Genomic DNA, 22,920 nt, shown 5'->3' on the forward strand with positions numbered 1-22,920 from the left:
GAAATATCCCCTTTTTTATTCCTAATATTGCCCTAATAAGCCGTTCTTTCTTGCAATTTTGCTGCATAGTTTAAAAACCAACAATCCTACAAAAAAATAAGCGGCCGAATTCCCTATCATAATTCCAAAATCGCCTAAAGAAAAATCCGTAATGGATTCCCCTCCCAATACTATCCTATATACACTCTCAATAGATAATCTAAAAGGAAGCAATGCCGATATTAATAAACTAAAGGAATTTGGTCCTTGAATAACCAGCGCTATTAAAAAGTATTGAACCATATTTAAAAATGATTGAATCTTTTTAAATATTAAAGCTAATCCTCCAAATATCAAAGCAATTCCTAAAATACTGAAAATCCCTATAAATATCAAAATTAAAAGTTGTCCTACTTTTATGTCAAGCCAATAATTTGTAGTTGCCATTATTGTAAACAATATTATAAAGCAAACCAACAGGTTTACTATCAAATTTGTTATGCTTCTTACAATTAGCACATTATGTAACCCTAAATTTGACATGCTTATTTGTTCTAAAGTGCCTCGGTTAGCATCATTTATTATATTATTGGCAGTATCTGCATAAGCCATCACCATTACAACCCACAAAAAATATCCTATTACAAAACCTTCCAATGTTCCTCCTAACTTTATAGGACTTACATCCATACTGATGCCAAACATCCTTATTATATAAAACATCATGATAAACGGAATATAAAAACTGATAATTTCCGAAATGGTATTAAATCTATATCTGACTAAGTCAATAACAGATTTTTCAATAGATACCTTAAATAAATAAAATAACTTTTTCATTAATTTCCCTCCCCGCCGGTAAAATTCAAATATACTCTTTCAAAATTTACATCTTTCTGCTTTATTTCCTTCACTAATATGTTCTTAGCCCTTAAGGTGTCTATAATACTATATATTTCCTTAGAATCGGATATTTCCGTTTCTAATACGGTATCATCCTTCGTAAAATAAAAATTATAATTTAAGCCCAATAAATAATCTTTTATTTCTTCAGACATAGGATTTAATAAAACAAATTCGTAAGTCATACCTCTAAACATACGCAAAAGGTTTTCTACCGTACCATCCGCCACTATTTTGCCCTTGTCCAATATAACAACATCATCGCATACATTCTGAACCAATTTCATATCATGGGTACTTAAAAGCACAGTTTTCTCCATTTCTCGAGCTATAGTTCTTAATTCTCTTTCTATATCCATACAGCTTCGAACGTCCAATCCAAGGGTTGGCTCGTCTAAAAGAATAATATCCGTATTACAAATCAGTGTCATAGCTATAGCAACCTTTTGCTGCATACCCTTAGATAAGTTATTGACAACAACATTTTTCTTATTCTCTAAATTAAATCTTGTCAATAACTCATCTATTTTTTCATTTATTTCCTTCCCTCCCAGACCCCTTATGCCCGCAAAATATCTTAAATTTTCTGTCGGAGTCAATCTCCAATAAAGATTTCTGTTCCCCTCAAACAATGCTGCCATTTTATCCATAGTTTTTTTATTATCTTTTCCATATACTTTTATTTCACCTTCATCCGGAATTATTAAATTGCATATACTTTTAATAGTAGTAGTCTTGCCTGAACCGTTAGGTCCAAGTATTGCACATATACTTCCCTTTTCTACAGAAAATGAAACATTATTTACGGCAAAAACTTCTCCATACCTTTTCACTAAATTATTAACTTCTATTGCTTTCAAGAAGCCACCCCTCTTTCACTTATGCCCTAAATTTACTTCTTATTCCATATAATTCTACATTTTTCGCCCATTACTCCCAGCATCAGATATGCCGGCCATTTAGGAAGCAAATGCTTTTTTAAGAATTCTTTGATTTTCATTTTACACCATTACCCTCATGATTTAATACAATCGGTATATAAAAAACGAACAAATACGGAACTATTTGACACACTTAAAATAAGCTATTGATTTTTGATTGACTACCTCAGCGTGAGTGTATATCGCAGATAATTTTGACCTCAATTCCTCAAGAGATTGAAAAGGCGGTGTAAACCAACCTTTCTTCGCCAGCAGAGAATTGACGATAAAATCCGTACGTTTACATTGCCCTTTAATATAAAAACAGCCGCAAAAGATGCCACCTTTTTTTATAACACGTGCAGTTTCAGAAAATGCCTTCTCTTTATCAGGAAAAGCATGAAATCCGTTCATAGATAGAACAATATCAAATGTTTCATTGCTGAATTTTAGGTTTCCTACATCACCTTGCATGCAAGTAACATTTCTGAGTTTACTATCGGAAAATCTTTTTTGAGCTTGAAGTAACATATCCTCTGAATAATCTATGCACGTTATTTCGGCATTTGGCAATGTCATATATTTACCTAATGTGAATATTCCGGTGCCAACCGGCACATCAAGTAATTTCCCGGCAAAATCACTCGGAATCATTTTTAAAACCTTGTCAGCAATCTCATTATCATTTATACCGTTCCAAAAGAACCGTATATATAGTTTAGACCACCATTTTGTCTGAGTCAGTATATCATCATAAACATTTTTTGAAGACGAATACGCCTTTTTTACGTTACCTTCATTCATATTTTTACTCCCGGAATAAATTTTTATAACCACAAACAGCACGGAACGTACATGAAATCTTTAATTTTAATTTTAATTATACAGCCTTTCCCTTGATTTTACAATTCAACAACCACTCCATTCCAGTTTGACCTGAAGTTTTATTTTGTCCATCAACCTGTTTAAAATCATAGCGTGTTAAGGGAAATCGATAAGGTTCCGATAAAATTAAATATATTTTAATATTCCTGCCACGCTTTCGATATTTTCTTCTCCCGAAATATCAGGTAAAATAGATTTGTTTGCTGACCTTATAAAAATTTAGGCTATATTACAAGCCGATAATACTAAGAACAGTGATAATTATGCCTATTCCTTCTTTATTTTACTTCAATACTGCTTAAACACTTTATTATCTCACCGTAATAGGATTCAAAGGTCGGATACTTGTCTCTGTTATTTTCATAATTTTCAAGGGAATTACATACTTCTTCTATATATATAAAGCCTATTCCTTTTTCATACTCTATTACATTTTTGTAATATTCTTCTCCTTCATACTTGTTAATAAGTCTTGCTACTACGGATCTGACTATAAGTTCATCTAAAAAATTCTCTACACTGCCATATGGTTGAACCGCCATATCATCTTGTACTTCTTCAAATAATTTAACTAATTCATGGTTTTCTTTTATTTTAGCTTCATTTTTAAAAATCAAAAGATCTATAAACGAATGACTAAATTCATGATATTCCACATATTTCGGTAAATCTTTTATATAAAATAAAAGATCATTATTTTTTATATCTATAGGTCCCATAATACAATATACGTTTCTTAATTTTTCTTCGTTTTTTATACTAAATCCATATCCCCCTGTTACTATCAAAGGTACCAAAATAACATTATATGTATTTTTTTCAATACCATAGTACTGTTCCATCCTTTCTTTAACATCAGCAATATTGACAACTTTTTCATAATCGGATATATATTTGGCATAGCGATTCTTGTTTGAATCAAAAAATTTATCAAACTTGCTTACGCTGATGAAATCATTTAATTGATGAATTAAATCGTCTATTTTACTCTTATCCTTAAAAAAAATACCAATTGGATTCTTATTATATAATTCCTCCTCAAATGATAATAACCCTTTATTGTAATTACAGCAGAGCATAAAATACATAGGTTTATAATAGTTAAACCCTTTTGAATTATATTTTTTAAATGATTTTATTGCAGGGCAGTCCCTATATTCATTAAAATAATCTAATACATTATTTTTATAATCAAATGTTAATCTTGTGAGAGGTTTAACTCCCGCGAGGGTTTGAATGATTGAAATCAATTCAATCCTCGGGTCTACTGACACGGTTACTTTTCCTTCCTCATATTTAACTACATTTATTTCTTTTTCACAGCCGGAGATGAAAACCAATATAGCTAAAATTATAATTAAAATACTGCTTATTTTCTTTTTCATTATGAACATATCACCTTTCTGTTCTCACATAGGTTAATAAATTTTTATTACCTAAATAATATTCATATTATAAAACTCTCCATCATTTTTACATTCCATTTTGAAAATTTATAATTAAAAATATATACAAACAAAAAATCTTTTCTCATATATCCGAATTTGGCACAAATTCAATATTATTTTGCAGGCGATAAAGATATCCGTAATGCCCATTTAAATCCATTAATTCTTCATGAGTTCCCTGTTCTGTTAATTGACCATCTTTTAGTACAAGTATCCTAGATGATATCTTCCTTAAGTTATATAATCTGTGAGATATAAATATACTTATCTTACCTTTTGTCAATTCTGAAACTCTTTGAAATATCTCATACTCCGACACCGGGTCTAAGGAGGCGCTTGGTTCATCTAATATATAGCAATCCGCATCTCTCAGAAATGCTCTTGATAATGCTATTTTTTGCCATTGACCCCCTGATAATTGTACTCCTCCGCTAAACCACACTCCTAATTGTGTATCTATTCCCTTTGGAAGAGCATCAACTGTTTCATTTGCATAAGCTTTATTTATTGCAGCCTGTAATTTTACATCATTGTCCATTAAGTTTATATTTCCTAATCCTATATTTTCTCTGCACGTCAATTCGTATTTGGTAAAATCCTGAAATATAATTCCCATTTAATATAACTAAATTTTCTGAGTTTTGAACCACTGATTTATCATCATAATTTGTTATCAAAAATGGAATTATTTTATATTTCAAATCTTTCACCTCCAAATTTCAATTCCAATAAGGGTTATTTTTATCCAGAGCATCATATTTCTTATTTTTATAAGCTATAATCAATAAAGGTATCATCGAAACAGCTAAAAACATTTTTAAATCAACTCCATATTTATGTAAAAAAGGTGATACAGCAGCATCATAAAGATTAGCTGCTATATGGCAGATTACAGCCGGATATAAATTATCCGTCCACAATACTAAAAACATAAAAAGAACTCCTGCCATGAAAGCATAAATAGACTGTATAATATTCATATGAGCTACACCAAATATGACAGCCTGTATAAAAATCACCCTACCCATCGAATAATTTCCATATAAACATTTAGGAACAAAATGCCTGTATATTACTTCTTGTACTATCGGTCCTATAATTCCCGTCGTTATAACAAACACATAGATATTGTTTCCTTTCCATTCTTTAAAATTTTCAGAATAATTTTGGGCTGATTTTATAAAAAAATTTTTTGCCAAATCAGAAATGTATTCACTGCAACATATTGTCGAAAACCCTATTAATATATATAAAACGACATATGATATTTTAATTTTAGATAAATGTAAATAGTTTTCGTTTTCTATACGCTTATCTTTTTTAAAAATATAATAATATAATAAAAATACAAATAAGCCAACGTGTAGATAATTTAAATCAAATTTCATAAACTCAAACTGAAAATAATCTTCAGGTGATAACACCCCAATTATACCCAACAATCTTGTTATCCCATAAGGAAGCAACTGTGCCAGGAATACAGAAATAAGCATTGCCAGTGCTAAATAATATAACCAATAATAAAGCAGCCCCTTATGGACTTTTTTCTTCTCCACATCATTCACCTCCATTAAATTATGTATGATGGCAAATCATATATTGATTTGCCATCATACACATATACAACAGCTACAGTATTACGTCTTCTTCAATAAGAGAGGCTGTTCCTCCTCCGCCACCGCCTCCGCAGCAGCAACACGAAACACAACAACTAATATTAGTATCATCTGGTTCTACCATTTCACCCATCGTCGTTGACTTACTTAACCCAAATTCTTCATTTTTTACATCTGTCGGATTATTTGTCAGATCATTATTAGCTATTATAACTTTACTATTAGGATTATAAATTGGCTCCATTTTTTACCATCTTTTCTTTAGTAAATTAGTGTTTGCATATAAAAATACTAAACACTCAGGTTTCAATATTAAAACTTTTATACGGGGTTGGCCGTTCCCCTGTAGAATTATATTGAATAAATCAGTGAACAAAATCACTGCTTATCATGCGATTTTGTGTTTGCCTATCTAAGTAATCCCTATATCGTTTTCCTGATTTCAATTTTATCATCTTATAAAAATATATCAATATACTCTAAGCGAACGACACCTTCATCGCTGTGAACGATATCTACGACTATGCGAACGACACTTTAATAGATGTAAAGGTTATCTTAAGCCTTTACTTTCTTATTTTTATAAACAGTTATGGTTATATTTAACAATACACGATATATAACCAAAAGCCAAATAGACTGTGTTGTATAAGCAATATATGCAAAAATACCTCCCTGAATAAAAAAATACGTTACACTACTTTCTTTAATAAATGACCAGCAATTCTTCCGGAATAAAGCAAAAAGTATCCCATCTATCGCAATAATGATTTCCGCTCTAAAATATTCTTTAAATAAAAATGCCAAAATGGGAAGAATAATCCCTTGAAAAGCAACCTCTTCAAATAAAGGCTGAATAACAGAAAAATTAACGCACTTCAGAATATTATCCGCCGTAGGATAATATATTTTGTTCCCTTCTTTCAAGTTTAATAAAAGAAATAACATCATAACCCCAATTATAAGCAATGAGAAACCAATCCTTGAAGGAATTTTAAAAACAAAATCTATAGGCCTAATTGCTAAAAGCGACACCAATAAACATATGCCGTACAAATAATACCAAACACCTGACCAAAGGGGATCCCTATTGCTTTTCAAAACAGAAAAATGCCGAAGTATCCTCTCTATTACCGTATAAGACAGCAATGCAACTAAAATGACTATAACATACTTAATAGTTCCTTCTTTCATTTTCATCCCCCATTCTTTAAATATATTAAGTATTTTTAGTATAAAAACAAAAACACTCGAACCCTACCAAAACTTTTTCAAGATTTTTTATGTCAGTATTATTAATCATAAATCATAAATTTAATACCAAATCTCAGCTCCAATAAGGGTTATTTTTATCCAAAGCATCATATTTTCTATTCTTATAAGCTATAATCAATAAAGGTATCATCGAAACAGCTAAAAACATTTTTAAATCAACTCCATATTTATGTAAAAAATGCGATACAACAAGAGAATAAAGATTAGCTGCCATATGACAAATTACAGCCGGATATAAATTATCTGTCCATAGTACTAAGACCATAAAAAGAACGCCCCCCATAAAAGCATAAATAGACTCTATAATATTCATATGCCCCACACCAAATATGACAGCCTGCATAAAAATCACCCCAACCATCGAATAATTTCCATACAAACATTTAGGGACAAAATGCCTACATACCACTTCTTGTACTATTGGCCCTATAATTCCCGCCAATATAACAAACATATAAATATTGTTTCCTTTCCATACTTTAAAATTTTTCGAATAATTTTGGGCTGACTTCACAAAAAAAATTTCTGCCAAATCTGAAATATATGTACTACAACATGCAAACGAGAATCCTATCTGTATTTGTCAACCGAAAATTAGGTCAAAAGACCATTTAATTTTAGGTCACTTTCTTGTAAATAAATGTGCCTCTAAAATTTGTGTACAAAGGCACAAATACTTTAAGCTGTTAAAGATTTAATAGATGCACCATTTTCTCTTAATGTTTCTCTTAGCCGATAAGAATCACCCTCCATGTCGACAAGAATTGCCTTGTAAGTAAGTCTATCTATCATCGCACTTGTAACTGTCGGATCACCGAAAACCTCAATCCAACGCTCAAATGAAAGGTTAGAAGTAATTATTGTTGATTTCCTTGCTGCCCTTAAAGAAAGATTATTAAACAGCAGATCTGTCCCTTCCCGGTCAAACGAGGTGTACCCAAGTTCATCTGCCACTACAAGGTCATATTTTTCAAATCTATTCTCAAAATATCTCAAGGTCTTAGCGCTATTGCTTTCCTTCAATGTAGTAACCAGTAGTGGAATTGTCGTGAACAGAACCTTATAACCTGCCATGCAAGCCTTTAATGCTAAAGCAATACTAACCATAGTTTTTCCGGTTCCCGGGTTACCGGTCATTATGATATTTTTGCCTTTTTCGATAAAATCAAGTGTTGCTAACTCAGGAAGTCTTTTCTGCATATCTACTGGGAGACAGTCAATTTCAATATCTTCAATATATTGCCTGTAAGGCAAATGTGCATTTCGAATACGACATTCAATGGAACGCTTATCCTTTTCTTCCATCTCATAAGTTAAAAGCTTATGAAGAAAATCCTCATAATCAGCCGCTTCAGATATTACTTCTTCATAGTGAGTTTTAATTCCTTTAAGTTTCAATATATTACAGTATTCTTTAATCTCTTCATTTAATTTAACCTTCATACTATACAGCCTCCTTGTTAAGCTTTCTTGATTGGAGTGCTGCAAGTTTATCATAAATCGATAATGTGCTCCTTGATTTTTCAGTTAGATGATCATTTAATGGAACAGTAACGCAAATTTCTTTTTCCTTTCTACTTTCACAAATCACCTTAACCTTATCAGCACTCATATCCATTGGTGACAGTTTTTCAAGTTCCCTTAAAGCTTCTGTCACAGCATGGATTCCTTTTTCATAAATAATTTCTAAAACTTGTAGAAATGTCTTGGCATCTTTGGTATAATACTGTTCATAGATATATTTGATCTGGGTGTCCGTTTGGAGCAGTGCTGTGCTTCCTTTGAGGGCACCTGGTTTTTTATGTAGAGTTCTAAGATAATGATGAATCTCAATTTTCCAGTCATGCAGTTTAAAACTGCGGTCATGTTTAGCTACAATGCTGTTATCGTAGTAGATAATTATCTTATCTGTAAACATCTTCACTTTTACCATTTTACCAACTAATGTATCCGGCACAGAATAATGATTTTGACTTACCGTTACGGTCGAATATTTGTCAACACGGTTTTCTGAATAAATACTGCTTTCAAACTTAGGTAAGTTAGGAAACAAGTGTTTTTGCTCTTCTTTAAAGATTTCCATCGGCACCAATCCGTTAGATGTTTCTTTATTATTAAGCTTCATACATTCTTCAAAAAGAAACTTGTTTGCTTCTGCAAGAGTGTCGAATTTGTCATTACCCGGCTCACTGAATACTTTTCTTCTAACATATTCTACACTTCTCTCAACGTGGCCCTTTTCATTGCCTTTTGCAATATTCGTGAACCTAAAGTTGAATCCATAGTATATTGATAATTCTGTCAATGCTTTTGTTGGCTCTTTTTCGAACAATCCAACAAATTTCTTAACTGCAACCCTCATATTATCATAGACCATTGTTCTAAAATTACCTTTGCAAAATGAGAAAAATTCTGCATGTGATTGTTGAAATGCTGGAGTATCTTGAGATTTAAAAAGCATTGAATATCTGATTCCGCTTTTAGCAGGAGTAAAAACTGCCATTTGATAAGCTTTATATCCTTCTCCCCCTATATCTAATTTTGCCGTACCCCAGTCAAATTCACATACATCTCCAAGAACATATTCTTGTCTTATGAAAGCTTCACGATGCCTATCCTCGATTGTTTTAACTAATCTTTTAACTGATGAATAACTAATATTAAAATTTTTCTTTAACAAGTATTCATGAATATCAATTTTTCTCATTTGCTGCTTTGACATACCGTTAGCACGCTTCCATTCATTAACCTTTAAGCATTCTTCAATTACTTCAATCATCTCAGATGTTACCTTGTTTGGCCCTCTGTTTTCAGAATTGTATTTTGGTTTTTCAACAATTGCTTGAATTAATTCTTTTGTATCTGTTTCAGGATTTTTTGCTAAAAGTTCTTGCTTTTGATTTTCATACTCATTTACATATTTATTTACAGTATCCTTGCTCATGTGAAGCTCACTGGCAATGCTTCGATTGCTCATACCGTCAATATGTTTAAGTATGATTTTTTGTTTTTGATTCAATTTTATCACTTCCTTCTCTTCCTCCTCCCAGTTTATACTGAAAGGATACCATATTTTCTTAAGAAAGTGACCTAATTTTCAATGAGCCAGCTGACCTATTTTTAGATTAGCATAAACACTATCAGTATATATATAACAATATCCACTACTTTAAGCTTAAATAAATGTAAATAGTTTCCGTTTTTTATACGTTGATCTTTTTTAAAAATAAAATAATATAAGAAAAATACAAACAGTCCAAAATGTATGTAATATAAATCAAATTTCATAAACTCAAACTGAAAATAATCTTTAGTGGATAATACCCCTGCCATACCTAACAACCTGGTCATTATATAAGGAAGCACCTGCCCTACCAATACACTGTAAAACACCCCCCATCCTAAATAATAAAATAACCCTCTGTCTGATTGCTTCTTATTCATATTATTTATTCCTCCTTAAATTATATATGATGGCAAATCGGCATACGATCTGCCATCATACAACAGCTACAGTATTATGTCTTCTTCAATAAGAGAGGCCGTTCCTCCGCCATTACAGCAGCAGAATGTCACACATAAGACAATAGTATCACCATCACCATCATCATCGTCATTGGGAGATGCCGCATAGCTCATCATTTCTAACCCAAATTCCTCATTTTTTACATCTGTAGGATTCTCCGTTGGATTATTAGTAATAATTGTACCTTTACTATTAGAATTATAAGTCGGCTTCATGCTTACCCTCATTTCTTTAGTAGATTAGTGTTTGTATATAAAAATACTAGACACTCAGGCTTCAATATTAAAACTTTCATACAAAGCCAGTCGTCTCCTTTGACTGACAAGACGAGCTGAATCCTTCCCAATATTTTTATTGGGGACCTTCATCAAATGTCCGTAGACTTAATTTTTTATTGAATATTCTACATCATCTATTATCATAGTTCAGTCACACCTTCGTATAGTCACATTATATTGATTTTCAATCATATTTGATATTTATTCATATTTATACTATTCTGTCTCAATATTGCTTAAGCACTTTATTATCTCATCGTAATAGGATTCAAAGGTCGGATACTTGTCTCTGTTATTTTCATAATTTTCAAGGGAATTACATACTTCTTCTATATATATAAAGCCATTTTCTTTTTCATACTCTATTATATTTTTGTAATATTTTTCTCCTTCATATTTATTAATAAGCCTTGCTACTACGGATCTAATTATATATTCATTTAAGAATCCTTCCATAGCTCCATATGCTTGATTTTCCATATCATCTTTTACTTCCTCAAATAATTTAACTAATTCATGGTTTCTCTCTATTTTATCCATATTTTTAGAAGTCAAAGGGTTTACAAATGAATGACTAAACTCATGATATTCCATATCTTTTGGTAAATCTTCTATGTAAAATAAAAGATTATTATTTCTTATATACATGGGTCCCATAATACAATATATATCATTTGATTCTTCTTCGTCTTTTATATTAATTCCATATCCCCCTGCCTTTAGCAAAGGTACCAAAATAACATTATATGATTTCTGATCAATACCATAGTATTGTTCCAGCCTTTCTTTAACATCAACAATATTAACAACTTTTTCATAATCGGATATATACTTGGCATATCGGTTCTTGCTTGAATTAAAAAAATTATCAAATTTACTTACACTGATGAAATCATTTAACTGATGAATTAAATCATCTATTTGGTTCTTGTACCTAAAAAAAATATCACTTTGTTCCTTATTATATAATTCTTCATCAAATGATAATAACCCTTTATTGTAATTACAACAGAGCATAAAATACATAGGCCTTTGATAGTTAAACCCTTTTGAATCATACTCTTTAAGCAACTCTACTACAGGATGATCTTTATATTCATTAAAATAATCCAGTACATCATCTTTATAGTCAAATGTTAATCTTGTAAGATGTTTAACTCCAGCGAGAGTTTGAATTATCGAGATTAATTCAATCCTCGGGTCTACGGACACGGTTACTTTTCCATCCTCATATTTAACTACATTTATTTCTTTTTCACATCCGGAGATGAAAACCGATATAGCTAAAATTATAATTAAAATACAGTTTATTTTCCTTTTCATTACGGAACTTCCTTTCTTCTATTTTGCTTCCGGCAATAAATCTTCTTTCTTTTCTTCCGACCAGACGTTAGCATTGCAGAATATAACTTCTGTCCTTATGTACTATTTATAAATTAAAATTTAGGTTGGTCTTGGCTCTTATATAAAAACCTTCTCCCAAATAGGATTATAGTCATCAATATTATGGATGATGATATTCCTATTGCAAGTGCTGGATTTGTAACATCTACAACTGCACCAAAAAATAATTCTCCCAACGGAACTGCTATTGTACATACCATAGATATTACCGACTGTATCCTGCCCATCATATTAAGAGGAACTGTCTTTTGTATCACAGTTTCAAACACTATATTGCATAATGTAGCTATCATCATTATTATAAAGCAAATTATGATTACCGTTATAAAAGGTATTATGCTAGTCGCAAAAATATTTAAATAGGGTTTTGAAACAAACACTGCAAGTAAACCTATTGCTACCGATATGGCTATTCCACTCCAAAATAAAAGCTTGTTTATTCCAAATTTTTTGGATATTCTTCCGGATATTATTGAGCCAATAATTCCGGAAATAATTATAGTTATACGAAGCATCGAGTATTGCATGCCGTTACCTGATAAAACTTCTGTCGAAATATACGGCAGACCAATTTTAAATATAGGATTAAATGCAAAATTTATAAAAATCATTATAAACAAAAGATTAAATATCAAATTCTCTCCTTTAATATAATTCATACCTTCTTTAAAATCTGACATAAATATCTTTAAATCTGTTTTCTCATTCTTTACATTATCTTTAGGTATGTTTATAAAAATTTCGCTAATAGCCGAAATTATAAAACTTATGGAATTTAATATAAATATAATACCTATTCCAAAATTATCATACAATATTGCACCAATAGTAAGTGCCAATATATCCGAAATAGTCATAAGCAAAGTGTTTATGGAATTTGCATCTATTAATTCATTTTTTTTCATTATGGACGGAATTACAGTTTGAACCGCAGGATTGTCAATAACCGATGTTGTAGTTAGTATAATTACAATCATATATATATCTATTAAATTTAAATTACCCTTTATGTAAAAAACAACTGAATATATTAAAACTACAATGCCGCTCACTAAATCCGTTCCAATCATAATTCCTTTTCTATTAAACCTATCTGCCAAAACCCCGGAAATTGGTCCGAAAATAAGTTTGGGAATTATTGTTATAGCTGTAACTGAAGCAAATTTGATAGTTGAATGTGTTATAGCGAGAACATATAGCGCCAATGCAAAATTTTGCATTGATGTTCCTATAAGAGATGTCATATTTCCAAACATAAGCAGGAAAAAATCCTTTTGCTTTAATAATTTTATATTCATAAAAAATCATCTCCGCTTCTATACCAATAACAGCACTTTCTAAAACATTATTACATGAATTTATACATTCATTTCTCCAACTAAATAAATACATACCCATCATAATCCATTTTGCCCAAATCACTTGTATAGTACCAGCCATCTTTTATAACTTTAGAAGTAGCTTCATCATCATTTAAATATCCAACCATGACATTTAGAATAGTTACATTACTTCACTGGTATTTATCCTATTCCGTCTCAATATTGCTTAAGCACTTTATTATCTCATCATAATAGGATTCAAAGGTCGGATACTTGTCTCTGTTGTTTTCATAATTCTCAAGGGAATTACATAATTCTTCTATATATATAAAGCCATTTTCTTTTTCGAGTTCTATTACTCTCCTATAATAGTCTTCTCCTTCATACTTGTTAATAAGCCTTGCTACTGCGGTTCTTACTATATATTCATCTAGAAAAGTCTCTACTGTTCCAATTGAGTTCTTTTGCATATCACTCTGTACTTCTTTAAACAGTTTAGCTAATTTATAATTTTTATTTATTTTGTCTCTATCCTTAAAAACTAATGGGTTTATAAATGAATGACTAAATTCATGATATTCTATATATTTTGGTAAATCTTCTATGTAAAATAAAAGATTATTATTATTCATATCTATAGGTCCCATAATGCAATATATATCATCTAATTCTTCTTCATCTTCTATTTTAATTCCATATCCTCCCGCCTGTATTAGAGGTGCCAGAATAACATTGTACGATTTTTGTTCAATACCATAGTACTGTTCCAAATTTTTTTTAACGTCAACAATATCAACAATTTTTTTATAAGCAGCCACATACTTTCTATAGCAATCTTCGTTTGAATCAAAAAAATCATCAAATTTGCTTACACTGATAAAATCATTTAATTGATGAATAAAATCGTTCGTTTTATTTTTATCCTTAAAAAAAATACCAATTTGATCCTGTTTATTATATAATTTTTCATTAAATGATAATAATCCTTTATTATAATTACAGCAAAGCATAAAATACATCGGCTTCCCATAGCCAAACCCTTCTAAATTATATTTTTTAAATGATTTTACTGCAGGGCAGTCCCTATATTCATTAAAATAATCCAATACATTATTTTTATAATCAAATGTTAATCTTGTGAGAGGTTTAGTTTCCGCGAGGGTTTGAATTATCGAAATTAATTCAATCCTCGGGTCTACAGACACGGTTACTTTTCCTTCCTCATATTTAACTACATTTATTTCTTTTTCACAGCCGGAGATGAAAACCAATATAGCTAAAATTATAATTAAAATACAGTTTATTTTCTTTTTCATTATGAAAATACCGCCTTTCTGTTTTCATGACTTTCCGATAAAAAATTATCATCAAAATTGAATGTTTTATCTGCTACACTTAGTAAATCTCTGTCATGGGTTATTATAATTATTATTTTTTCTTTTTTGCAACGGTTTAATATGTTAATCAATTTTATCTTGGATTTACTGTCCAAAGCAGAAGTGGGCTCGTCCAACAACATAACATCGGCAGGTTTATATAAAGCTCTAATCAGAGAAACCTTTTGCTTTTCTCCTCCGGACATTTTCAACTCGTCTTGAAGGGATGCATCTTCCCTTTTACAGAACTCCTCCATAGGTTTTTCAAACAGCTCATTGAATAAATCCAATATTTTATTTCTGTCAACATTATCTAATCCCAAAGTCAGATTCTCATATAAATCATTGCTTATCAGAACCGGCTCTTGCTCAAGAAAACTAAGATTGTATTTTCGTGTATCTGTAACAGATATGTCTTTGATATCTATACCATTATAATATATATTTCCTTTATAATCATAATTCACTCCGGATAATATATCTAAAATAGTTGATTTTCCCGTACCGTTTTTACCTGATATACAGTAGATATTACCCTTCTCCAAATTGATATTTACGTTTTCAAAGAGTACATTATTTTCAATTTTATACGATAATTCGCATATTTTTATTGAATCTACGGATTGTATATTTACAATGCCGTCTTTATTTTCTTCAATATTAAAGATTTCCTTTAATCTATTATATGAAACCAAAGCTTTCTGATACTCGCTTCCGAAAGAAAAAATAACTACTAATGCCTGCAGTAAAGTAGACTGATAATTATTTAATATCGTAAAATCACCCAAAGTCATTTCATGATTAATAATTCTAAGACCGCCGTAAAAAATCAGTATAATAGTACAAATATTTGTCATAACATTTATCAATTGTGAATACATGGTGTCAATATGAACAAACTCCAGGGTTTTACGGTATTTATTTTTATATCTGCTTGCAAATTTTTTCGAAAACAACTCATACCACGAATTCCGTGCTATGGTTTCCTTAAATCTCAAATATTTATTCTGAAATGAAAAATATTTATTCTCTTCTTCCACTAAAGATAGATATTTCTTGTAGATTAATTTTTTCAATAAGAAGTATATAATCGCACTTAAAGAAATGATTGAAATGATCATTAAGGAAATCCCTACATCCGTATTTATCATTATATATAAGATAACGACAGACTTAAATATGGCATCCGATATAGAAATCACCCTGTTAACCGTAAAATTCGATACGGTTTTGCAGTCCGTATCAATTTGGCTGACAAGATGAGCTGAATCCTTAACGATATTTTTATTGGGAACCTTCATCAAATGTTCGTAGACTTGGTTTTTTATTGAATATTCTACATCATTTATTATCATGGTTGACAAAATTCTTAAAAAATATGTAATGATAATGGACAGTAAAAGAAGCACTATGAATTTTACGGTAAAATCATATATATATTGTTTATCCATCTGTATCAATGCATCAATATACCTTCCGAGGATAAACGTCCTATAAATTATTATACATTCCAATACCATACATAAAATAAAATAGATAATATTTTTTATCTTCACTCTATTAAAATTTTTCCATACATTTATTATCATAGATCAACCACACCTTCGTATAGTCACATTATATTGATTTTCAAACATATTTGATATGAGTTTGTATTTATCCTATTCTGTTTCAATACTGCTTAAACACTTTATTATCTCACCATAATAGGATTCAAATGTCGGATACTTATCTCTGTTTTTTTCATAATTTTCAAGGGAATTACATACTTCTTCTATATATATAAAACCTTTTTCTTTTTCAAACTCTATTACTCTTTTATAATCCTCTTCTCCTTCGTATTTGCTAATAAGTCTTGCTACTACAGATCTTACTATAAGTTCATTTAAAAATCCTTCTATATTTCCATAATCCTGTCTTTTCATATCGCCTCCTACTTTTTCCAATAATTTACTTAATTTATAGTTCTCATTTATTTTATTTTTATTCTTAGAAAATAAGGGATTTACAAACGAATGACTAAACTCATGATATTCTATATATTTCGGAAGATTTTCTATATAAAATAAAAGATCGTTATTTTTCATATCTATAGGTCCCATAATACAATATATATCATTTAATTTTTCTTCATTTTTTATATTAATTCCATATCCCCCAGCTAATATCAAAGGTACTAAAATGACATTATATGATTTTTGTCCAACACCGTAATACTGTTCCAATCTTTTTTTAGCATCAACAATATTAACAATTTTTTCATAATTGGATATATAACCAGCATAGCGGTTCTTGTTTGAATCAAAAAAATTATCAAATTTGCTTGCACTGATGAAATCGTTTAACTGATGAATGAAATTATCTATTTTATTTTTATCCTTTGAAAAAATATTAAAATCAAGTTGATCCTGTTTATTATATAATTCTTCATCAAACGATAATAATCCTTTATTGTAATTACAACAGAGTATAAAATACATAGGTCTTTGATAGTTAAACCCTTTTGAATCATATTCTTTAAACAGTTTTACCGCTGGATGATCTTTATATTCATTGAAATAATCCAGTACATCATCTTTATAGTCAAATGTTAATCTTGTAAGATGTTTAACTCCCGCGAGGGTTTGAATGATTGAAATCAATTCAATCCTCGAGTCTACTGACACGGTTACTTTTCCTTCCTCATATTTAACTACATTTATTTCTTTTTCACAGCCGGATATGAAAACCAATATAGCTAAAATTATAATTAAAATACTGCTTATTTTCTTTTTCATTACGGAACTTCCTTTCTTCTATTTTGCTTCCGGCAATAAATCTTCTTTCTTTCCGACCAACCTAACCTTATCAAACAAAAAGAACCATCCCTTAAACCTTGTATAGTCACATTTTACTGATTTTCAAACATATTTGATATGGGTTTATATTTATACTATTCCGTCTCAATATTGCTTAAACACTTTATTATCTCACCGTAATAGGATTCAAATGTCGGATACTTGTCTCTGTTATTTTCATAGTATCTTAGGGAATCACATACTTCTTCTATATATATAAAGCCCCTTTCTTTTTCAAACTCTATTACTTTTCTGTAATAGTCTTCTCCTTCATACTTGTTAATAAGTCTTGCTACTACAGATCTTACTATCAATTCATCTAAAAATCCGTCTACGGATTCGTACCCTTGATTTTTCATATCATCTTGTACTTTTTCAAATAATTTAACCAATCTCTGGTTCTTATATATTCCATCTACATTTTTAAAAACTAAAGGGTTTATAAATGAATGACTAAATTCATGATATTCTGTATATTGAGGTAGATCTTCCATATAAAATAAAAGAGTATTATTTTTTATATACATGGGCCCCATAATACAATATATACTATCTAATTTTTCTTCATTTTTTATACTAATTCCGTATCCCCCTGCCATTATCAAAGGTACCAAAACAACATTATATGATTTTTGCTCAATACCATAGTACTGTTCCAGCCTTTCTTTAACATCTACAATATTGACAACTTTTTCATAATCGGATATATATTTGACATAGCGATTCTTGTTTGAATCAAAAAATTTATCAAACTTGCTTACGCTAATGAAATCATTTAATTGCTGAATGAAATCATCTATTTGGTTCTTATACCCGAAAAAAATATCACTTTGTTCCTTATTATATAGTTCTTCATCAAATGATAATAACCCTTTATTGTAATTACAGCAGAGCATAAAATACATGGGTTTAGAATAGTTAAACCCTTTTAAGGCATACTTCTTAAACAATTTTACTACAGGATGATCTTTATATTCATTAAAATAATTTAATACATCACTTTTGTAATCAAATGTTAGCCTTGTAATAGGTTCAGTTTCTGCAAGAGTCTGAATGATTGAAATCAATTCAATCCTCTGATCTACAGATACAGTTACTTTTCCTTCCTCATTTTTAACTACATTTATTTCTTTTTCACAGCCGGAAATGAAAACCACTATAGATAAAATTATAATTAAAATACTGCTTATTTTCTTTTTCATTATGAAAATGCCGCCTTTCTGCTTTCACATAGGTTAATAAATTTTTATTACCTAAATAATATTCATATTATAAAACTCTCCATCATTTTTACATTCCATTTTGAAAATTTATAATTAAAAATATATACAAACAAAAAATCTTTTCTCATATATCCGAATTTGGCACAAATTCAATATTATTTTGCAGGCGATAAAGATATCCGTAATGCCCATTTAAATCCATTAATTCTTCATGAGTTCCCTGTTCTGTTAATTGACCATCTTTTAGTACAAGTATCCTAGATGATATCTTCCTTAAGTTATATAATCTGTGAGATATAAATATACTTATCTTACCTTTTGTCAATTCTGAAACTCTTTGAAATATCTCATACTCCGACACCGGGTCTAAGGAGGCGCTTGGTTCATCTAATATATAGCAATCCGCATCTCTCAGAAATGCTCTTGATAATGCTATTTTTTGCCATTGACCTCCTGATAATTGTACTCCTCCGCTAAACCACACTCCTAATTGTGTATCTATTCCCTTTGGAAGAGCATCAACTGTTTCATTTGCATAAGCTTTATTTATTGCAGCCTGTAATTTTACATCATTGTCCATTAAATTTATATTTCCTAATCCTATATTTTCTCTGCACGTCAATTCGTATTTGGTAAAATCCTGAAATATAATTCCCATTTTTTCTCTGAAGCTTTCTTTATTTATTTGGTTCATAGATACTCCGTTAATCAGTATCTCACCTTCATAATCGTCATATAATCCTGATAACAATTTCACCAATGTGGATTTTCCGGAACCGTTTTCTCCCACTAAAGAAATAGTCTCTCCCTTTCTTATCTTAAAACTTATATTTTTTAATGCATATTCCTGTCTGTTGGGATATTTAAAACTTACATCTATAAATTCTATTGTTTTTATTTCCTCTATTGATGTACCTATAGACTTTTCCAACTTCACCGGCATCTCCAAAAAATCAAACAACTGTTTCAAATATAAATTGTTTTGATATATTGACGATATTGAAGTTAACAGCCCCTCCATATTCCCTTTTATATTCGAAAGGCTTCTTATATAAGCCAAAGTATCTCCCAATAATATTTCACCCATATATGCAGATTGTACTATTAAGTATAATATAAATCCTCCTGTAATCTGATCTAATATCTGAAATCCAAATGACACAAACGTTCTCTTTTTTATTATTTTTTTATCTTGCTTGATAAACTTCTTATTCAATTTTTTATATCCTTTAATAAAATAATCTCCAAGTTTATAAATCTTTATTTCTTTAAACGCTATATCATTTGTCATCAGATAACTGAGATACCAAGCCTTTCTTCTTTCCTGCGATCTCTCATACTCTATTTTATATTGTAAATATCCTATCTTTGTCATATAAATAGTTGATGTTATCGGAATAACTACTAATAAAAGTATTGTCCAAGGTTTCCAATATATTAATATAGCTAAAGTTGATATAAATCCTATAATTTGACTTATTAATTCCAACATTATGGAAAGTACTGTATAAGGCTTTTCTGCTGCTTCGTTTTGTGCCCTTCTCAGTTTGTCATAAACCTCTGAATTTTCAAAGTCCTTTAAGCTGAGATTTTTTGCCTTTTCAAGTATCATTACATTTATTTTATAGTTTAAATCTATCCTGAATATGCTTTGTAAATATGTATTTAATTGCGATATAATATATCCTAAAAAAATTATAGATAAATATATAATCAAAGGATGCAGCACATAAGAGAATTTCTTATTAACACTTGTTTGTATTGCATTTAAAAGTATTTGGGTTGAAATTATTGACATAGCCGGCAGTAACCCTCTTATTATATACGAGATTACGATAAATATTAAAGATAACTTTTTAATGCTCCACAATAATCTAAAAATCTTAGGAAATAACTTAAAAGATTTTATTGCATCTTTCAAGTTAAATGAATACATTTCTTGATCCATTACTATTCTCCTTTAAAAATAATTTTAAATAAAATGTCGTTTGAATAAATATATTTATAAAAATCTATAATCTACTCTTAAGTCCGGCTTCCCTATTATTATTTCATACAGTACAAATATGCCCACATCCCTTAATTTCAGCATCTCCAATATTTCTTTATCTAAAAATCCTCCTGATGCCACAGCTCCGGCACCTATTGCCGTTGATGTCAAGTAAAGATTTTGTGCCAAATGCCCTGCTTCCAAATTCATAAATCTGTACCCTCTGTCACCATACTTATATCCTGTTAATTCCATATCTCCTAAAATATAAACAACAAATGAGGAATTTACAGCCAAATTATAAGAGCCAGTGATTTTTCTATAATCCTGAGGACTAAAACCCTTATCAATAATTTTTAAATTATGCTCATAAGGGTTATAATAATAAATCCCGGAATCAAGTCCTTCAACATTTGTTACAAAAAAATATATATCAGTAGGCACAAGCCCGCCTGCAGAAGGGAAAGCAAATAAGTTACATTTGGGTTTGTTTTGAAATGGTTCATATTTTCCCATAATTCCACCGCTGTAAAATAAAATTGTAGAGAGTTCCTCAAGATTAACCGGTTTACTTTTATCAAATTTCCTGACACTTCTTCTTTTATATAAAACATCAAACAAATTAAGTTCCGTCAAATTAGGGTTAGGATCAGGCATATTTATAGTAGAACAATCATTATATAATTTTTTCTCTTCACAGATTGCCTCTAAGAATCCATCGTCTGATATTGCTTTTTCTATACCCTCCGAAAATTTATATAAGCTTACGGAATTAAGCTCCGAATTTCTATGATACAATTCATATATATTTATTTTATTTATCCGGTTAAAACAACTTTTCTCTCTAAATGTATTAGTTTTGATCCCTGTTTTTTTCAAAAAAATCCTCCTCTCCGTCAATGTCCACAGACACTGCAATTTGGTATAAATAAAATACCTTCTTGATTATAATTCAATTCATTTCGTTCAAACGAAACAATTTTTCCAAGGGTTAAAGGAGCCTTATTTAAAATATCATGCAAAAAGTATTTTAAAATATCTTCTATTATTAAATCAAAAGCAATATATTTATTAACCTCTTTGCCAATTTCGCCTATATTACGATGCTCATTCTTATTTTGATTTACCGATTTATAGCAGTAATAGCAAGGTGATATTCTATATTGAATTAATGGGCCTACTTCCACATAAGTATCGTTTAAAATGCAATTTAACCAAGGAATATTTAATTTAATAATAATTTTATTAATGTTTGTCCTAATTTTTTCATTATCTCTCGGCAGTAAAGATACTACAAAATCGTAACCTCTATAAATATTTTCTTCTTGTATGGACATTAATACGTATTTATGTTCTGTTTCTAAACCATCAATATCCTGTTTGATTTTCATGTCATAGTTTTCTTTGGTATCTCCACTAAAGTCAACTACCTTTATTTTTTGAAATAAAAATTTAGATAGAGGATTTAATAACAAATCAATATGCCCTATATCTAAAAAGTCCAAAATCAATATATTTTTATTTCTCAATCTTTTTTGTACTCTTTCATTGACAGTTTGATTTCTTTTAAATCCGTCAACAATCTCATTATATTTATTAAATAGATAATTTTCGTCTATTATAACTGTAAAACCATAATCTGTCAGTTTTTTAATGGTTTTCAAAAAAATTTCTTCTGATATTTCAACATCATTTATATTCCCCTTGGAATCTTCTACCATTTTATATAATTCATCTAAATAATTGGGCTGATTTAAATAATCTATTATCGGTAAAATATAAGGTCTAACTTTTTCCCCCCTAATATTATATTGCTTATTATTAACAATAAATGAAATATCCCCTTCTTTTCTATGTTTAATCTTTATGCCATCCTTAAGCTTAATTACATCTTCTATTTTTAACATATACACCCCTCCCTTTAATCCTCCCACAATA

22 protein-coding genes are annotated in these 22,920 nt (G+C 29.8%); all 22 read right to left on the reverse strand.

The window, feature by feature from the left end; all coding sequences use genetic code 11:
- Nucleotides 1–21: 21 nt before the first annotated feature.
- The 22 genes from EQM13_RS12665 to EQM13_RS12775 all read right to left on the reverse strand — a co-directional run bounded on the left by EQM13_RS12665 (nt 22) and on the right by EQM13_RS12775 (nt 22,889).
- A complete protein-coding gene (locus EQM13_RS12665) occupies nt 22–819 on the reverse strand; it encodes an ABC transporter permease (RefSeq protein ID WP_114219700.1) in 798 nt (265 codons plus the stop codon).
- Nucleotides 819–1,742 carry an ABC transporter ATP-binding protein gene (locus tag EQM13_RS12670; RefSeq protein WP_128752884.1) on the reverse strand — a complete coding sequence of 308 codons (924 nt, stop codon included), beginning with the start codon at nt 1,740–1,742 and terminating at the stop codon, nt 819–821. Before EQM13_RS12670 ends, EQM13_RS12665 begins: the two co-directional genes overlap by 1 nt.
- A 201-nt stretch (nt 1,743–1,943) precedes the next feature.
- Nucleotides 1,944–2,606: a class I SAM-dependent methyltransferase gene (locus EQM13_RS12675; protein WP_128752885.1), complete on the reverse strand. Its 663-nt coding sequence runs from the start codon at nt 2,604–2,606 to the stop codon at nt 1,944–1,946.
- 359 nt (nt 2,607–2,965) lie between these two features.
- Nucleotides 2,966–4,072: a DUF4932 domain-containing protein gene (locus EQM13_RS12680; RefSeq protein WP_161567242.1), complete on the reverse strand. Its 1,107-nt coding sequence runs from the start codon at nt 4,070–4,072 to the stop codon at nt 2,966–2,968.
- Nucleotides 4,073–4,217: 145 nt separating this feature from the next.
- Entirely contained in the window at nt 4,218–4,751 is a 534-nt protein-coding gene (locus EQM13_RS12685; RefSeq protein ID WP_128752887.1) for an ATP-binding cassette domain-containing protein, read from the reverse strand.
- Nucleotides 4,752–4,854: 103 nt separating this feature from the next.
- Nucleotides 4,855–5,691: a CPBP family intramembrane glutamic endopeptidase gene (locus EQM13_RS12690; RefSeq protein ID WP_161567243.1), complete on the reverse strand. Its 837-nt coding sequence runs from the start codon at nt 5,689–5,691 to the stop codon at nt 4,855–4,857.
- 73 nt (nt 5,692–5,764) lie between these two features.
- Entirely contained in the window at nt 5,765–5,995 is a 231-nt protein-coding gene (locus EQM13_RS12695; protein ID WP_128752889.1) for a hypothetical protein, read from the reverse strand.
- A 314-nt stretch (nt 5,996–6,309) separates the two neighbouring features.
- Nucleotides 6,310–6,945, reverse strand: a complete 636-nt coding sequence (locus EQM13_RS12700) for a CPBP family glutamic-type intramembrane protease (protein ID WP_161567244.1) — start codon at nt 6,943–6,945, stop codon at nt 6,310–6,312.
- Between the two features lie 133 nt (nt 6,946–7,078).
- Complete coding sequence (locus tag EQM13_RS12705) at nt 7,079–7,480, reverse strand: CPBP family intramembrane glutamic endopeptidase (protein WP_128752891.1); 402 nt, start codon at nt 7,478–7,480, stop codon at nt 7,079–7,081.
- Between the two features lie 224 nt (nt 7,481–7,704).
- Nucleotides 7,705–8,469 (reverse strand): IS21-like element helper ATPase IstB, encoded by a 765-nt coding sequence (istB, locus tag EQM13_RS12710; protein ID WP_114217624.1) that lies wholly within the window; start codon nt 8,467–8,469, stop codon nt 7,705–7,707.
- 1 nt (nt 8,470) lies between these two features.
- Nucleotides 8,471–10,054, reverse strand: coding sequence for an IS21 family transposase (istA, locus tag EQM13_RS12715; protein WP_128751667.1), 1,584 nt, complete (start codon nt 10,052–10,054; stop codon nt 8,471–8,473).
- A 92-nt stretch (nt 10,055–10,146) separates the two neighbouring features.
- Entirely contained in the window at nt 10,147–10,470 is a 324-nt protein-coding gene (locus EQM13_RS12720) for a hypothetical protein (protein WP_128752892.1), read from the reverse strand.
- A 66-nt stretch (nt 10,471–10,536) separates the two neighbouring features.
- Entirely contained in the window at nt 10,537–10,767 is a 231-nt protein-coding gene (locus EQM13_RS12725; RefSeq protein ID WP_128752893.1) for a hypothetical protein, read from the reverse strand.
- A gap of 279 nt (nt 10,768–11,046) precedes the next feature.
- The gene (locus tag EQM13_RS12730) at nt 11,047–12,153 is read right to left on the reverse strand and encodes a DUF4932 domain-containing protein (RefSeq protein WP_114219692.1); all 1,107 of its coding nucleotides are present in this window, start codon (nt 12,151–12,153) and stop codon (nt 11,047–11,049) included.
- 113 nt (nt 12,154–12,266) lie between these two features.
- The gene (locus tag EQM13_RS12735) at nt 12,267–13,532 is read right to left on the reverse strand and encodes an MFS transporter (RefSeq protein ID WP_128752894.1); all 1,266 of its coding nucleotides are present in this window, start codon (nt 13,530–13,532) and stop codon (nt 12,267–12,269) included.
- Nucleotides 13,533–13,762: 230 nt separating this feature from the next.
- Nucleotides 13,763–14,872 carry a DUF4932 domain-containing protein gene (locus EQM13_RS12745; RefSeq protein WP_128752896.1) on the reverse strand — a complete coding sequence of 370 codons (1,110 nt, stop codon included), beginning with the start codon at nt 14,870–14,872 and terminating at the stop codon, nt 13,763–13,765.
- Nucleotides 14,872–16,521, reverse strand: a complete 1,650-nt coding sequence (locus EQM13_RS12750; RefSeq protein ID WP_128752897.1) for an ATP-binding cassette domain-containing protein — start codon at nt 16,519–16,521, stop codon at nt 14,872–14,874. Before EQM13_RS12750 ends, EQM13_RS12745 begins: the two co-directional genes overlap by 1 nt.
- 72 nt (nt 16,522–16,593) lie before the next feature.
- Nucleotides 16,594–17,709: a DUF4932 domain-containing protein gene (locus tag EQM13_RS12755; RefSeq protein ID WP_128752898.1), complete on the reverse strand. Its 1,116-nt coding sequence runs from the start codon at nt 17,707–17,709 to the stop codon at nt 16,594–16,596.
- Between the two features lie 155 nt (nt 17,710–17,864).
- Nucleotides 17,865–18,971, reverse strand: coding sequence for a DUF4932 domain-containing protein (locus EQM13_RS12760; protein ID WP_128752899.1), 1,107 nt, complete (start codon nt 18,969–18,971; stop codon nt 17,865–17,867).
- Between the two features lie 145 nt (nt 18,972–19,116).
- The gene (locus tag EQM13_RS12765) at nt 19,117–20,790 is read right to left on the reverse strand and encodes an ABC transporter ATP-binding protein (RefSeq protein ID WP_161567245.1); all 1,674 of its coding nucleotides are present in this window, start codon (nt 20,788–20,790) and stop codon (nt 19,117–19,119) included.
- A 204-nt stretch (nt 20,791–20,994) separates the two neighbouring features.
- The gene (locus tag EQM13_RS12770; RefSeq protein WP_128752901.1) at nt 20,995–21,861 is read right to left on the reverse strand and encodes a SagB/ThcOx family dehydrogenase; all 867 of its coding nucleotides are present in this window, start codon (nt 21,859–21,861) and stop codon (nt 20,995–20,997) included.
- Between the two features lie 17 nt (nt 21,862–21,878).
- Nucleotides 21,879–22,889 carry a hypothetical protein gene (locus EQM13_RS12775; RefSeq protein ID WP_128752902.1) on the reverse strand — a complete coding sequence of 337 codons (1,011 nt, stop codon included), beginning with the start codon at nt 22,887–22,889 and terminating at the stop codon, nt 21,879–21,881.
- Between the last annotated feature and the right edge of the window lie 31 nt (nt 22,890–22,920).

This window comes from Acidilutibacter cellobiosedens (assembly GCF_004103715.1).
GTDB classification, from domain to species: domain Bacteria; phylum Bacillota; class Clostridia; order Tissierellales; family Acidilutibacteraceae; genus Acidilutibacter; species Acidilutibacter cellobiosedens.

What these genes read in the sequence shown, in the direction of transcription:
- EQM13_RS12665 (WP_114219700.1), bottom strand. Translation starts at nt 819, where the DNA reads ATGAAAAAGTTATTTTATTTATTTAAGGTATCTATTGAAAAATCTGTT.
- EQM13_RS12675 (WP_128752885.1), bottom strand. Translation starts at nt 2,606, where the DNA reads ATGAATGAAGGTAACGTAAAAAAGGCGTATTCGTCTTCAAAAAATGTT.
- EQM13_RS12680 (WP_161567242.1), bottom strand. Translation starts at nt 4,072, where the DNA reads ATGAAAAAGAAAATAAGCAGTATTTTAATTATAATTTTAGCTATATTG.
- EQM13_RS12685 (WP_128752887.1), bottom strand. Translation starts at nt 4,751, where the DNA reads ATGGGAATTATATTTCAGGATTTTACCAAATACGAATTGACGTGCAGA.
- EQM13_RS12695 (WP_128752889.1), bottom strand. Translation starts at nt 5,995, where the DNA reads ATGGAGCCAATTTATAATCCTAATAGTAAAGTTATAATAGCTAATAAT.
- EQM13_RS12700 (WP_161567244.1), bottom strand. Translation starts at nt 6,945, where the DNA reads ATGAAAGAAGGAACTATTAAGTATGTTATAGTCATTTTAGTTGCATTG.
- EQM13_RS12705 (WP_128752891.1), bottom strand. Translation starts at nt 7,480, where the DNA reads ATGTTTGTTATATTGGCGGGAATTATAGGGCCAATAGTACAAGAAGTG.
- istB (WP_114217624.1), bottom strand. Translation starts at nt 8,469, where the DNA reads ATGAAGGTTAAATTAAATGAAGAGATTAAAGAATACTGTAATATATTG.
- EQM13_RS12720 (WP_128752892.1), bottom strand. Translation starts at nt 10,470, where the DNA reads ATGAATAAGAAGCAATCAGACAGAGGGTTATTTTATTATTTAGGATGG.
- EQM13_RS12725 (WP_128752893.1), bottom strand. Translation starts at nt 10,767, where the DNA reads ATGAAGCCGACTTATAATTCTAATAGTAAAGGTACAATTATTACTAAT.
- EQM13_RS12730 (WP_114219692.1), bottom strand. Translation starts at nt 12,153, where the DNA reads ATGAAAAGGAAAATAAACTGTATTTTAATTATAATTTTAGCTATATCG.
- EQM13_RS12735 (WP_128752894.1), bottom strand. Translation starts at nt 13,532, where the DNA reads ATGAATATAAAATTATTAAAGCAAAAGGATTTTTTCCTGCTTATGTTT.
- EQM13_RS12745 (WP_128752896.1), bottom strand. Translation starts at nt 14,872, where the DNA reads ATGAAAAAGAAAATAAACTGTATTTTAATTATAATTTTAGCTATATTG.
- EQM13_RS12750 (WP_128752897.1), bottom strand. Translation starts at nt 16,521, where the DNA reads ATGATAATAAATGTATGGAAAAATTTTAATAGAGTGAAGATAAAAAAT.
- EQM13_RS12755 (WP_128752898.1), bottom strand. Translation starts at nt 17,709, where the DNA reads ATGAAAAAGAAAATAAGCAGTATTTTAATTATAATTTTAGCTATATTG.
- EQM13_RS12760 (WP_128752899.1), bottom strand. Translation starts at nt 18,971, where the DNA reads ATGAAAAAGAAAATAAGCAGTATTTTAATTATAATTTTATCTATAGTG.
- EQM13_RS12765 (WP_161567245.1), bottom strand. Translation starts at nt 20,790, where the DNA reads ATGTCAATAATTTCAACCCAAATACTTTTAAATGCAATACAAACAAGT.
- EQM13_RS12775 (WP_128752902.1), bottom strand. Translation starts at nt 22,889, where the DNA reads ATGTTAAAAATAGAAGATGTAATTAAGCTTAAGGATGGCATAAAGATT.